Genomic DNA, 12,617 nt, shown 5'->3' with positions numbered 1-12,617 from the left:
AAATCGCCTGAAAGGTACTTCCGAAGTTGGGGCACGGAAAGGTGTCTTGACGCCACGTTTGATCCTACCTCCTGTTATGGCTCTCAGATTGATCCCCTTTTTCGGAAGATCCTTTCATGGAGCCCAAACTCGACCGGACCGACCTCAAGATTCTGCGGCTGCTGCAAAGCGACGGGCGGATGGGCAATGCCGAAATCGCCAAGCGCGTGAACACCAGCGCCGCGACCTGCCACAGGCGGATCCAGCGTCTGTTCGCGGAGGGCTATGTCAGCGGTGTGCGGGCGCAAATCTCGCCGCAAAAGGTCGAGATGGGCACGCTCGCCTTCGTCGGCGTGGTGCTGGACCGCTCGACACCCGAGAGTTTCGGCGATTTCGAGACGGCGATCCGGGGCATGCCGGCGATCCTCGACTGCCACATCGTCGCCGGCGATTTCGACTACATCCTCAAGATCCGGGTCCGCGACATGGCGGATTTCAACAAACTCCACGCCGACAAGCTGATCGCGCTGCCCGGCGTGCGCCAGACCCGCACCTTTTTCGTAATGAAAGAGGTCGTCGACAACGCGCCGCTGGCGTTTTGACCTGCGATCAGGATTGACCCGGAACCTGCTCGTCGCGCTCGTAGACGAAATTGGCGCGGCCGATGAGCAGGGTATCGACGGCTCCAATGCGGTCGACGTCCTTGCCGGCATAGGGCAGCGAGCGCAGCACATAGCGAAACGCGTTGAGGCGCGCCCGCTTCTTGTCGTCGGACTTCACCACCGTCCAGGGCGAGTCGGCTGTGTCGGTGGCGAAGAACATCGCCTCCTTGGCCGCCGTGTAGTCGTCCCATTTGTCGAGGCTGGCGAGATCGACCGGCGAGAGCTTCCACTGCTTCAAGGGATGGGCCTCGCGCTCCTTGAAGCGCCGATGCTGCTCGTCGCGGCTGACCGAGAACCAGAACTTGATCAGGTGGATGCCGCTGCGCACCAGGTTGCGCTCGAACTCCGGCGCCTGGCGCAGGAACTCGCGGTACTCGGGGTCGGAGCAGAAGCCCATGACGCGCTCGACGCCGGCGCGGTTGTACCAGCTGCGATCGAACAGCACGATCTCGCCCGTCGTCGGCAGATGCTGGACATAGCGCTGGAAATACCACTGGCCGCGCTCGACCTCGCTGGGCTTCTCCAGCGCGACCACGCGGGCGCCGCGCGGATTGAGATGCTCCATGAAGCGCTTGATGGCACCGCCCTTGCCGGCCGCGTCGCGGCCCTCGAACAGGATGACGACGCGCTGGCGCGATTCCTTCACCCAGGTCTGGAGCTTGAGAAGCTCGGACTGGAGCCTGAACTTGTCGCGCTCGTAGTCCTTGCGCAGCATCTTGTAGCGATAGGGGTAGGCGCCATTGCGCCAGTCGCCCGACAATTCGTCGCTGGTTTCGCGCGGCTTCCCCTGCGCCTTCGGCAAGCCGAGCGCGCTGCGCAGCCGGCGAGCGTCGTCGGGAGCGGCGCCGGCAAGGATCGCATCGATGCCTCCCGCCGTATCGGCATCTCCTGCCACCGAGGAGATCGCGGCGATCTGCGCTTCCTGGACCGCTTCCGTCCGCTCCGCCGCCAGCCCGGCCTCGATTCCCTCTGATGTCGGGGCCGGCTCGACCGTGGTCGGCTCTGGACTCGGCTGCCGACGCATGGCGCCGGAAGAGGGCTGTCGACGGGTCGCCAAGATCAATCTCCTTCGGATGGGCCGTTGGCCCGATCTTGGGAGTGTCCCTGCAAGCGCCGCGGCGTCGCCTTGATCTGGATCAATCCGCCGCGGCCGGCACCGCCGGAGGGGCACCACCCCAGGCCGACACACTGACGCTCAGACCTGGATCAGGCGCTGCACCTGGTTGGCGTCGAGGTCCGCCATCGCGCCCGAGAGCACGACCTCGCCGCGATCCATCACGAACATCGTGTCGGCGAGGTCGCGGGCGAAGTCGAAATACTGCTCGACCAGGACGATCGCCATATCGCCCTTGGAGCGCAGATAGTCGATCGCGCGGCCGATGTCCTTGATGATCGAGGGCTGTATGCCCTCGGTCGGCTCGTCCAGCACCAGCAGTTTGGGCCGGGTGACCAGCGCTCGCGCAATGGCGAGTTGCTGTTGCTGGCCACCCGAGAGGTCTCCGCCGCGTCGGCCCAGCATGGACTTGAGCACAGGGAATAGGTCGAAGAGTTCGTCGGGAACGTAGCGCTCCTTGCGGGGCAAGGGGGCAAAGCCGGTTTCGAGGTTTTCCTTCACGCTCAGCAGCGGAAAGACCTCGCGGCCCTGCGGCACGAAGCCGATTCCGGCCCGCGCGCGGTCTTCGGTGCGCAGCGTCGAGATGTCCTGCCCGCCGAAGGAGATCGAGCCGGCGCTGATCGCCTGCTGACCGACGATGGCGCGCATCAGCGTGGTCTTGCCGACGCCGTTGCGGCCCATCACGCAGGTGACCTTGCCGGCTTGCGCCGTGATCGAGACGCGGCGCAACGCCTGGGCTGCGCCGTAGTGGAGATCGATGGCGTCGACGGTCAGCATGGAAGCGTTCCGATCTTGGTGGCGACCTCGCATGAGCAAACGCGTGTCATCCCGGGCGCAGCGAAGCGGGGACCCGGGATCCATTCCGGAGCGCGTACCGGAAAGGCTCCGGAATGGATCCCGGATCGGCGCCGCTTCGCGGCTTGTCCGGGATGACCGCGGAGGTGAACCGAGGGGTTGAGCGCGAACATCCTCATCGCCCCAGATACACTTCGACGACGCGCTCATTGGCGCTGACGACATCGAGCGGGCCTTCGGCCAGCACCGAACCTTCGTGCAGCACCGTGACCTTCACGCCGAGTTCGCGGATGAAGCCCATGTCGTGCTCGACGACGATGACCGAATGGTCCTTCGCGATCTCCTTGAGCAGCACCGCCGTCTCGGCGGTCTCACCGTCGGTCATGCCCGCGGCGGGCTCGTCGACGAGCAGCAGCTTGGGATCCTGCGCCAGCAGCATGCCGATCTCGAGCCACTGCTTCTGGCCATGCGAGAGGGAGCCGGCGAGCCGGTCGCGGGCGTCCCCGAGCTTGATGATGCCGAGGATGTCGTCGATGCGCTTCGCCTGGGCGGCCGCCGTCTTCCAGAACAGCGTCTTGGCGACGGAGCGCGGCGCCTTCAGCGCCAGCAGGATGTTGTCCTCGATGGTGTGGAAATCGAAGACGGTGGGCTTCTGGAATTTGCGGCCGATGCCGAGATTGGCGATCGCGGCCTCATCCAGCTTGGTGAGATCGATCGACCCGCCGAACATCACCGTGCCGACATCGGGCTTGGTCTTGCCGGTGATGATGTCCATCATGGTGGTCTTGCCGGCGCCATTGGGGCCGATGATGGCGCGCATCTCGCCGGGTTCGATCGTCAGCGACAGCCCGCGAATGGCCTTGAAGCCATCGAAGGAGACGCTGACGCCGTCGAGATAGAGCAGCGAGGAGGTCAGGGCTCCGGGGTTTGAAGCGTTCATCGCAGTCACTCCGCCGGTGCCGGTTCGGGGGTGGCGGTGGGCGCGGGCTTGCGGCGCTTCTCCCAGAGCTGCTGCGCCGTGCCGAGGATTCCCTTGGGCATGAAGATGGTGACGAAGACGAAGAGCGCTCCGAGCGCGAACAGCCAGTATGGCGCCATGAAGCCCGAGGTGAACACCGTCTTGGCGTAGTTGACGACGACGGCGCCGAGCGCGGCGCCGACCAGCGTGCCGCGCCCGCCGACGGCGACCCAGATCACGGTCTCGATCGAGTTCGCGGGCGCGAATTCGCTGGGGTTGATGATGCCGACCTGGGGGACGTAGAGCGCGCCCGCCACGCCCGCCATGCAGGCCGAGACGGTGAAGACGAAGAGCTTGAAACGGTCGACCCGGTAGCCGAGGAAGCGCGTGCGGGATTCGGCGTCGCGGATCGCGATCACCACCTTGCCGAGCTTCGAGACGACGATGCCGCGCGCGATCAGGAAGCCGGCGATCAGCATGACGCAGGTCATGGAAAACAGAGCCGCGCGAGTCGCTTGCGCCTGGACGTTAAAGCCAAGGATGTCCTTGAAATCGGTCAGGCCGTTATTGCCGCCGAACCCCATGTCGTTGCGGAAGAAGGCCAGCAGCAGCGCATAGGTCAGCGCCTGGGTGATGATCGAGAGATAGACGCCGGTGACGCGCGAGCGGAAGGCAAACCAGCCGAAGATGAAGGCGAGCAGGCCCGGCGCCAGCAGCACCATCAGCATGGCGAAGGGGAAGGAGGAGAAGCCGTACCAGTACCAGGGCAATTCCTGCCAGTTCAGGAAGACCATGAAGTCCGGCAGGATCGGGTTGCCATAGGTGCCGCGCGAGCCGATCTGGCGCATCAGATACATGCCCATCGCATAGCCGCCGAGCGCGAAGAAGGCGCCATGGCCGAGCGAGAGGATGCCGCAATAGCCCCAGACGAGATCGAGCGAGATCGCCAGCAGCGCGTAGCAGAGATATTTGCCCCACAGCGACATGGTCGAGGTCGGGACGTGCAATGGCGAGCCCGCCGGCACAGCTAAGTTGAGCAGCGGCACCAGGATGCCGATGGCGGCGACGATGGCGAGGAAGGCGTAGCCCCGCTTGTCCATGTTCTGGAGGAGAAAGCGCGAGATCATGCTTCCACCGCCCTGCCCTTGAGCGCGAACAGGCCGCGCGGGCGTTTCTGGATGAACAGGATGATGAAGACGAGCAGCGCGATCTTGCCGAGCACCGCCCCGGCATAGGGCTCGAGCAGCTTGTTGGCGACGCCGAGCGTCATCGCGCTGATCAGCGTGCCCCAGAGATTGCCGACGCCGCCGAAGACCACGACCATGAAGCTGTCGATGATGTAGCTCTGGCCGAGATTGGGGCTGACATTGTCGATCTGCGACAGCGCGACACCGGCCAGCCCAGCGACGCCGGAGCCGAGCCCGAAGGTGAGCGCATCGACGCGCCCTGTGCGGATGCCCATGGCCGAGGCCATGCGGCGGTTCTGGGTGACGGCGCGCATTTGAAGGCCGATCGGCGTCAGCTTCAGGATCGCCAGCAGCGCGGCGAAGACGAGGCCGGCGAAGACGATGATCCAGAGCCGGTTCCAGGTGATGGCGAGCTGGCCGATCTCGACCGCGCCGGACATGAAGTTCGGTGCGCCGACCTCGCGGTTGGTCGGCCCAAACGCGGTGCGCACCGCCTGCTGCAGGATCAGGCTGATGCCCCAGGTCGCGAGCAGCGTCTCCAGCGGGCGACCATAGAGGAAACGGATGACGCCGCGCTCGATCGCAATGCCGACCAGCCCAGCCACCATGAAGGCCAGCGGCACCGCGATCAGCAGCGAATAGTCGAACAGGCCGGGAAAGCGCGTGCGGATGACCTCCTGCACGATGAAGGTGGTGTAGGCCCCCAGCATCACCATCTCGCCATGGGCCATGTTGATGACGCCCATCACGCCGAAGGTGATCGCCAGCCCGATCGCGGCCAGCAGGAGCACGGAGCCGAGCGAGAGGCCGTACCAGAGGTTCTGGCCGGCCCGCCACAAGGCAAGCTTGCCCTCGATGGCCGAGACGGCGCGGCCTTGCGCCTCCTTCAGCGCAGGCGAGGAATCGGCGGGCAGGGAACGCAGCGTCGCCAGCGCATCCTGGTCGCCACGCTCGCGCAGCACGTCGATGGCGGCGATGCGATCGAAGGGCGGCGCATCGGATTTTGCGACGAGGATCGCCGCCTGGGCCTGGCGCAGCGCGGCCTTGGCCTTGGCGTCCGTCTCCTTGGCGATGGCGCCTTCCAGCACCGGCAGCAGGGCGACGTCGCGCGACTTGAAGACGGCCTCGGCGGCGGAAATGCGCTTGGCCGGGTCGGGATTGAGCAGTCCGAGACCGCCGAGCGCGCCCTGAATGGTCCGGCGAACGCCGTTGTTGAGGCGCACGGGAGCCAGTCCAGCCGGTTCGGCCGCGAGGGCCGAGCCCGTCCTGGCGTCGAGAATCTTGCCGTCCGTCGTCTTGATGACGACCGCGCCGGCGCCCGCCAGCAGCCGGCCGGCGGCCAGAGCCTCGATGATCGCAGCCGCCTGCGGATGGGCGTTTACGATCAACAGTTCGATCGCCCGGTTGGTATCGGAGAAACTATCGGCGCCGAGCCTGGTGAAGGCTTCGTCGGCGCCCTGTGCGCTGGCGACGCCCGGCTGGAGCGCAAGCAGGGTCGCGAGCGCAATCATGCGCAGAAGGCAGGAGACAATCCGCATGGGCTCGTTTCGGCTTTGCAGGTCGGCGGCTTTGCAGGTCGGCGGTGTCGAACGCCCCCGGCACTGGGCTGGGGGCGTCGTCTCATTCGAGGGACGGCCAGGTCTTATGAGCCCGTGCCGCCCCTCCCCCTCAAACTTTCACGCGCCGCCGCACTTGCCGGTCTTGACGTTGAAGTTGCCGCACTTCTTCTCGACCCAGTCGCCGACCAGGTCCTTGGAGCCGTCGAGTTCCTTGGACCAGGCGTCGCCAGCCACCAGTCCGGTCTTGGAGACCACGTCGAACTGGCCGTCGGCCTTGATCTCGCCGATCAGGACGGGCTTGGTGATGTGGTGGTTGGGAAGCATCTTCGAGATGCCGCCGGTCAGGTTCGGCGCCTCGATGCCGGGCAGTGCGTCGATGACCTTGTCGGGATCGAAGCTCTTGGCCTTCTCGACAGCCTTCACCCACATGGCGAAGCCGATGACATGGGCCTCCATCGGGTCGTTGGTGACGGCCTTGTCGTTCTTCTTGTAGGCCTTCCACTGCTTGATGAAGGCGTCGTTCTCGGGGGTCTTGACCGACTGGAAGTAGTTCCAGGCGGCGAGATGGCCGAGCAGCGGCTTGGTGTCGATGCCGGCGAGCTCTTCCTCGCCGACCGAGAAGGCCACGACCGGGATGTCGGTCGCCTTGATGCCCTGGTTGCCGAGTTCCTTGTAGAACGGCACGTTGGCGTCACCGTTGATGGTCGAGACCACGGCGGTCTTCTTGCCGGCGGTGCCGAACTTCTTGATGTCGGAGACGATCGTCTGCCAGTCGGAATGACCGAACGGGGTGTAGTTGATCAGGATGTCTTCCTGCTTCACGCCCTTCGACTTCAAATAGGCCTCGAGGATCTTGTTGGTCGTGCGCGGGTAGACATAGTCCGTACCGGCGAGAACCCAGCGCTGGACCTTCTCCTCCTTGGCGAGATAGTCGACGGCGGGGATCGCCTGCTGGTTCGGGGCGGCGCCGGTGTAGAACACGTTGCGCTCGCTCTCCTCGCCCTCGTACTGCACGGGGTAGAACAGGATCGAGTTCAGCTCCTTGAAGACCGGCAGAACCGACTTGCGCGAGACCGAGGTCCAGCAGCCGAACACGGCCGAGACCTTGTCCTTGGTGATGAGCTCGCGGGCCTTCTCGGCGAAGAGCGGCCAGTTCGAAGCGGGATCGACCACGACGGCCTCGAGCTTCTTGCCGAGCACGCCGCCCTTCTTGTTCTGCTCGTCGATGAGCATCAGCATGACGTCTTTCAACGTCGTCTCCGAAATCGCCATCGTGCCGGAGAGCGAGTGGAGGATGCCGACCTTGATGGTCTCCTGCGCCGAAGCCGGCAGCCAGGAGCCCAGAACCGTGGCGCCGGCGAGAGCGGCACCCAAAATAACGCGACGTGTGGTGTTCACGGACATATCCCCCGAACCATCCCTGGTTTGCCGCGCCCTTGAGCGGGCAGCGGCGGGCCTCCCCGGCCCGAGGCAGACGGCTCGCAAGCGACGTGCCAACCGCACGACCGGACGTCAGGGTACGACAAGTCTCTGCCAGCCGTGACCTTCTGACGGCATTTCCTGCCGCTGCAGCCCAGTGATACGCAAAAATCATGCGACGCCTCGGCTTTTGGTTATATTTTAGGCATGCACGACGGCGCCAAAATGAGCAGGGTGGCGCGATGCGACAAATCCGCCGTGCCAGCCGTCGGTTGCGGCTCTTTCGGCAGCGCGTTTTTTGACATTTACGTGGCAACGAGAATCGCCCTAGCCTCATCTCGTCGGTAACAACTGAAAGGAGGTGATCCAGTGTCTCATTGTCATCAACCGCTGGTTCAAAGCGGGCGGACCTGGGCTCTTTCCACGTGGGGTTCTTGTTACGCGTGAGCTTTTGAATCTTCAGGCCCGGTTACCGGGGCTGCGGTTCGGCAATGGAAGGGCTGCCCGAAAGGGCGGCCCTTCTTCCGTTTCGGGCACGGCTCTCGGTTCCGGCTTGCCTGCGGCACGCACCGGGCCACGGCCCCGGCTTCTGGCGCCGAAGCGCCGCGCGTGGCAGACAGGGATGTGATCATCCATTTTTCCTCCCCGTCGATGAGCCCTGCCCTTGCCAGTCTCCGCGCCTGAACCGAGCCGCGAGGCCATCCTCGACTTCATCGAAACCGAGCGGCAGGCCGGGCGCGAGGCCGGTCGGCGCGAGATCGCGCGGGCCTTCGGCCTCGATTCCGGTGGCAAGATCTGGCTGAAGCGGCTGCTGAAGGAGATCGCCGAGGACGGCGCCATCAGCGGCGACGGCGACGAGCACCCTGTACATCTGCGCGGCGCGTTGCCCCCCGTCATGCTCTGCGAGATCAAAGGCAAGGACCGTGACGGCGACCCTTACGCCGCGCCGCTCGAGTGGAACGAGGCGGATCAGGGTGCAGCCCCCAAGATCCTGATCGAGCGGCAGCGCGAGTTCCGGGCCAAGCGCCATGCCGCGCCCGCGCCCGGCATCGGCGACCATGTCCTGCTCAAGCTGACGCGGCTGAAGGGCGTCGACGGCTTTTCCTATTCCGGCCGCGTGCTCAAGGTGATGGGCAAGGGCAAGGCGCAGGTGCTCGGTATCTTCCGCGCCTTGCCCGACGGTTCAGGCCGGCTGATCCCGATCGACAAGAAGTCGCAAGGTCGCGAGGCGCTGATTCCGAAGGGCCAGACCGGCGACGCGCAGGATGGCGACCTGGTCTCCGTCGCGTTGCGCAGCGAGAGCCGGTTCGGCCCGCCGGAGGCGCAGGTGCGCGAGAGGCTGGGCTCGATCAAGTCGGAGCGCGCCGTCAGCCTGATCGCGATCCATGCCCACGGGATCCCCAACATCTTCCAGCCGGCGACGCTGGCCGAAGCGGAAGCCGTGCGCCAGGCCGGAACAGCGGGCCGCGAGGACTGGCGCGCGCTGCCCCTGATCACGATCGACCCGGCCGACGCCAAGGACCATGACGACGCGGTCCATGCCGCGCCCGACGACGACCCGGGCAATCCCGGCGGCCATGTCGTGACGGTGGCGATCGCCGATGTCGCGGCCTATGTCCGGCCGGGCTCTGCGCTCGACCGGGAGGCGCTGGAGCGCGGCAATTCGGTCTATTTCCCCGACCGCGTCGTGCCGATGCTGCCGGAGCGGATCTCGAACGATCTCTGCTCGCTGCGCGAGGGCGAGGATCGGCCGGCGCTGGCGGTCCGGCTCGTGCTCAAGGCGGACGGCTCGAAGGCAAGCCACTCCTTCCATCGCATCCTGATGCGCTCGGCTGCGAAACTCTCCTACCAGCAGGCGCAGGCCGGCATCGACGGCCAGGGCGACGAGAAGGCGGCAGCGGTTCGCGATGCGATCCTGATGCCGCTCTGGGCGGCCTATGGCGTCGCCTCGCGGGCCCGCGATGCGCGCCAGCCGCTCGATCTCGACCTGCCGGAGCGCAAGCTGATCCTCAAGGCGGACGGCTCGGTCGATCGCGTCATCGTCCCCGAGCGGCTGGCGGCCCACAAGCTGATCGAGGAGTTCATGATCCTCGCCAACGTCGCGGCGGCCGAGACGCTGGAGAAGGCCGGCAGCCAGTTGATCTATCGCTGCCATGACGAACCCTCGGTCGAGAAGATGCGGGCTCTCGGCGAGGTTCTGGCCTCGATCGGGATCAAGCTGCCCAAGGAGGGCGCGCTGAGGCCGGTGCTGTTCAACCGCATCCTGGGCATGATCAAGGGTTCCGAAAACGAGACCTTCATCAACGAGGTCGTGCTGCGGACGCAGGCGCAGGCCGAATATGTCGCGGAGAATTACGGGCATTTCGGCCTGAACCTGCGCCGCTATGCGCATTTCACCTCGCCGATCCGGCGCTATGCCGACCTGATCGTGCATCGCGCCCTGATCTCCTCGCAGAAATTCGGCGATGACGGCCTGCCCAAAGGCACGACCCTCGAGGCGCTGCGCGAGGTCTCGACCCGGATTTCGGCGGCCGAGCGGCGCGCCATGGCGGCGGAACGCGAGACGACCGACCGGCTGATCGCGCATTTCCTCGCCGACCAGATCGGCTCCTCATTCGACGGGCGCATCGGCGGGGTGAACCGCGCCGGGCTCTTCATCAAGCTCGACGGCACAGGCGCCGACGGGTTCGTGCCGGCCTCGACGCTCGGCGCCGATTACTACCGCTATGACGAGGCTGCGCATGCCCTGATCGGCGAGCGAACCGGCGAGAGCTTCCGGCTCGGCGACCGGGTCCATGTCAAGCTGGTCGAGGCGGCTCCCGTCGCGGGGGCTCTGCGGTTCGAATTGCTCTCCGAGGGGCGCCAGGGCTCGGTGCGGTCCGCTGTCCGGGCAAGCCGTGGGGCCTTCTCTGGAGGCGGTCGGCCGGGTTCGCCCTTCGGGCCGGGCCGTGGCGGTGCAGGCAAAGGCGGACCCGGCCGAGCCGGCGCCGGCAAGCCCGGACGCGGCAAATCCGGCAAGCCAAAGACAGGCAAGAGGCGCTGATGGCGATCCAGATTCACACATCCGCCCGCACGCCGCCGGAACGCGACTGGCGCATGGCGATCGGCAACGGCCTGCGCGGCCGCTGTCCGCATTGCGGCCAAGGCAAGCTGTTCAAGGGCTTCCTCAAGCCGGTCGATGCCTGCGCCGTATGTGGCGAGCCGATGCATCATCAGCGCTCCGACGACCTGCCGCCCTATGTCGTCATCACCATCGTCGGCCACATCATCGTGGGCGGCATCCTGCTCGCCGAGAAATATGCCGACTGGTCGATGGGCATGCACATGGCGATCTGGCCCGCGCTGACCGTCATCCTGTCGCTGCTGCTGATGCAGCCGGTCAAGGGTGGCGTCATCGGCCTGCAATGGGCCATGCGAATGCACGGCTTCGGTGGCGTTCCCGATCTGCCGGAGCGCCAGCCCCTTCCTCCAACGGTGCGTCCATCATGAACGATCACGCCGTCACACTGACCCAGGCCGAGAGGGTGCGCGTCGCCAGCAACATCCGCCCCAGGGATGCCGCGACGATGATGATCCTCGATCGCAGCGCGTCCAAGCCGCGCATCCTGATGGGCAAGCGCCACCCGAGCCACAAATTCATGCCGGGCAAATATGTCTTCCCGGGCGGACGCGTCGATCCGGGCGACCGGCGGATGACGGCGACCGGCGCGCTCGCACAGATCTGCGAGGACAGGCTCTGCGCCCGCACCGTGCGGCCCACCGCTTCCAAGGCCCGGGCGCTGGCTCTCGCCGCCATCCGCGAGACCTTCGAGGAGACCGGGCTGCTCTTCGGCTCCAGCGAATACGGGGCGCCCGAGAAGCCCCCCGCCGGGAGCTGGAGCGAATTCGCCGGCCATGGCATCTATCCCGATCTCTCCGCGGTTTCCTTCGTCGCGCGCGCGATCACGCCGCCGCGCCGGCCGAAGCGCTTCGACACCCGCTTCTTCACGGTCGACGCTTCGGCCTCGGCCAAGCGAATCGAGAATGTGGTCGGCCCCGATTCGGAGTTGATCGACCTCGTCTGGGTCGATTTCGAGGAGGCCAAGCTGCTCGACCTGCCGACCATCACCAAGGTCATCATCCAGGAGGTCGAGGCCCGCATTGCGGGCGGCTTCGCGCCTTATCTGCCGGTGCCCTTCTTCTGGGAGAAGAACGGCAGCTTCGTGCGCGAGGAACTCTGAGGGCGGGCGCAGCCGCCCAGTCGCGAAATCCACCGCGCCGCGCCATTCTTTCTTGACTTCAACGGGCCTTTGCGGCATTCCGACGCCCGACGGTTTGCCGGGTTCGCCCGGCCTTTCTCATTTAACGTGGGCCTCACCAGCCCCTCATGGTTCGAGGATATCCCCATGGCCAAGGCCGTGACCATCAAGATCAAGCTGCTGTCGACCGCTGACACCGGGTACTTCTACGTGACGAAGAAGAACTCCCGCACGATGACGGAAAAGATGTCGATGAAGAAGTATGACCCCGTCGCGCGCAAGCACGTCGAGTTCAAGGAAACCAAGATCAAGTAAGGCGGTTTCGCCTGCTGATCCCGGGTCATAAAGCGATCTCGCTGTTGACACCGGATCGCGATTGAAAGCCGCCCTTGCCGGGCGGTTTTTTATTGGCGGGCGTGGCGCGGGCGAACGGCATCAATCAGGAACGCTTCCCATGAGCATCGACCGGCCCCGCCGTCCCGTCAGCGCCCGCGACAAGGCGGAAGCGCTCTTCGGCAAGGCCACTGCGACGAGACCCGCCCCGGAGGCGACGGTGCGTCCGAGCGTGCCGGGAGCGCGGGAGCTCGTCTCCCTGCGCATCGACAGCGACGTGCTGGCGCATTTCCAGGAGGACGGTCCTGGCTGGCAGGAGCGCATCAACGACGCCTTGCGGCGTGCGTCCGGGCTCTAGCTCAGCGCCGCGTTC

General features: G+C 65.9%; 12 protein-coding genes. 6 read left to right on the top strand and 6 right to left on the bottom strand.

The annotated features are described in order from the left end of the window. Window positions 1–116: 116 nt before the first annotated feature. Complete coding sequence (locus AE618_RS04660) at window positions 117–581, top strand: Lrp/AsnC family transcriptional regulator (RefSeq protein WP_054207873.1); 465 nt, start codon at window positions 117–119, stop codon at window positions 579–581. A 7-nt stretch (window positions 582–588) separates the two neighbouring features. Here AE618_RS04660 and ppk2 read toward each other — a convergent pair whose 3' ends face one another. From ppk2 to urtA, 6 genes are all read right to left on the bottom strand, one after another. Then, window positions 589–1,665 (bottom strand): polyphosphate kinase 2, encoded by a 1,077-nt coding sequence (gene ppk2, locus AE618_RS04655; protein ID WP_054207872.1) that lies wholly within the window; start codon window positions 1,663–1,665, stop codon window positions 589–591. A 171-nt stretch (window positions 1,666–1,836) separates the two neighbouring features. After that, window positions 1,837–2,532, bottom strand: coding sequence for an urea ABC transporter ATP-binding subunit UrtE (gene urtE / locus AE618_RS04650; protein ID WP_054207871.1), 696 nt, complete (start codon window positions 2,530–2,532; stop codon window positions 1,837–1,839). A gap of 193 nt (window positions 2,533–2,725) precedes the next feature. Next, window positions 2,726–3,490: an urea ABC transporter ATP-binding protein UrtD gene (urtD, locus tag AE618_RS04645; protein WP_054207870.1), complete on the bottom strand. Its 765-nt coding sequence runs from the start codon at window positions 3,488–3,490 to the stop codon at window positions 2,726–2,728. A 5-nt stretch (window positions 3,491–3,495) separates the two neighbouring features. After that, window positions 3,496–4,635, bottom strand: a complete 1,140-nt coding sequence (gene urtC, locus AE618_RS04640; protein WP_054207869.1) for an urea ABC transporter permease subunit UrtC — start codon at window positions 4,633–4,635, stop codon at window positions 3,496–3,498. After that, window positions 4,632–6,233, bottom strand: coding sequence for an urea ABC transporter permease subunit UrtB (gene urtB / locus AE618_RS04635; RefSeq protein ID WP_156330097.1), 1,602 nt, complete (start codon window positions 6,231–6,233; stop codon window positions 4,632–4,634). Before urtB ends, urtC begins: the two co-directional genes overlap by 4 nt. A 138-nt stretch (window positions 6,234–6,371) precedes the next feature. Then, on the bottom strand, window positions 6,372–7,658 hold the full coding sequence (gene urtA / locus AE618_RS04630) for an urea ABC transporter substrate-binding protein (RefSeq protein WP_156330096.1): 1,287 nt from the start codon (window positions 7,656–7,658) through the stop codon (window positions 6,372–6,374). Window positions 7,659–8,331: 673 nt separating this feature from the next. Between urtA and rnr the strand changes: the two genes are divergently transcribed. The 5 genes from rnr to AE618_RS04605 all read left to right on the top strand — a co-directional run bounded on the left by rnr (window position 8,332) and on the right by AE618_RS04605 (window position 12,602). After that, window positions 8,332–10,716, top strand: a complete 2,385-nt coding sequence (rnr, locus tag AE618_RS04625) for a ribonuclease R (protein ID WP_082364993.1) — start codon at window positions 8,332–8,334, stop codon at window positions 10,714–10,716. Then, window positions 10,716–11,162, top strand: coding sequence for a DUF983 domain-containing protein (locus AE618_RS04620; protein WP_054207868.1), 447 nt, complete (start codon window positions 10,716–10,718; stop codon window positions 11,160–11,162). Before rnr ends, AE618_RS04620 begins: the two co-directional genes overlap by 1 nt. Next, window positions 11,159–11,893 (top strand): NUDIX hydrolase, encoded by a 735-nt coding sequence (locus AE618_RS04615; RefSeq protein WP_054207867.1) that lies wholly within the window; start codon window positions 11,159–11,161, stop codon window positions 11,891–11,893. The genes AE618_RS04620 and AE618_RS04615 overlap by 4 nt, the downstream gene beginning before the upstream one ends. Window positions 11,894–12,058: 165 nt before the next feature. After that, the gene (gene rpmG / locus AE618_RS04610) at window positions 12,059–12,226 is read left to right on the top strand and encodes a 50S ribosomal protein L33 (protein ID WP_054141277.1); all 168 of its coding nucleotides are present in this window, start codon (window positions 12,059–12,061) and stop codon (window positions 12,224–12,226) included. Between the two features lie 139 nt (window positions 12,227–12,365). After that, window positions 12,366–12,602 (top strand): BrnA antitoxin family protein, encoded by a 237-nt coding sequence (locus tag AE618_RS04605; protein WP_054207866.1) that lies wholly within the window; start codon window positions 12,366–12,368, stop codon window positions 12,600–12,602. Window positions 12,603–12,617 lie beyond the last annotated feature (15 nt).

The sequence above is a fragment of the Allobosea vaviloviae genome (assembly GCF_001298265.1).
In the GTDB taxonomy this organism is placed as follows: domain Bacteria; phylum Pseudomonadota; class Alphaproteobacteria; order Rhizobiales; family Beijerinckiaceae; genus Allobosea; species Allobosea vaviloviae_B.
This window is presented reverse-complemented; position numbering and strand designations above follow the sequence as displayed.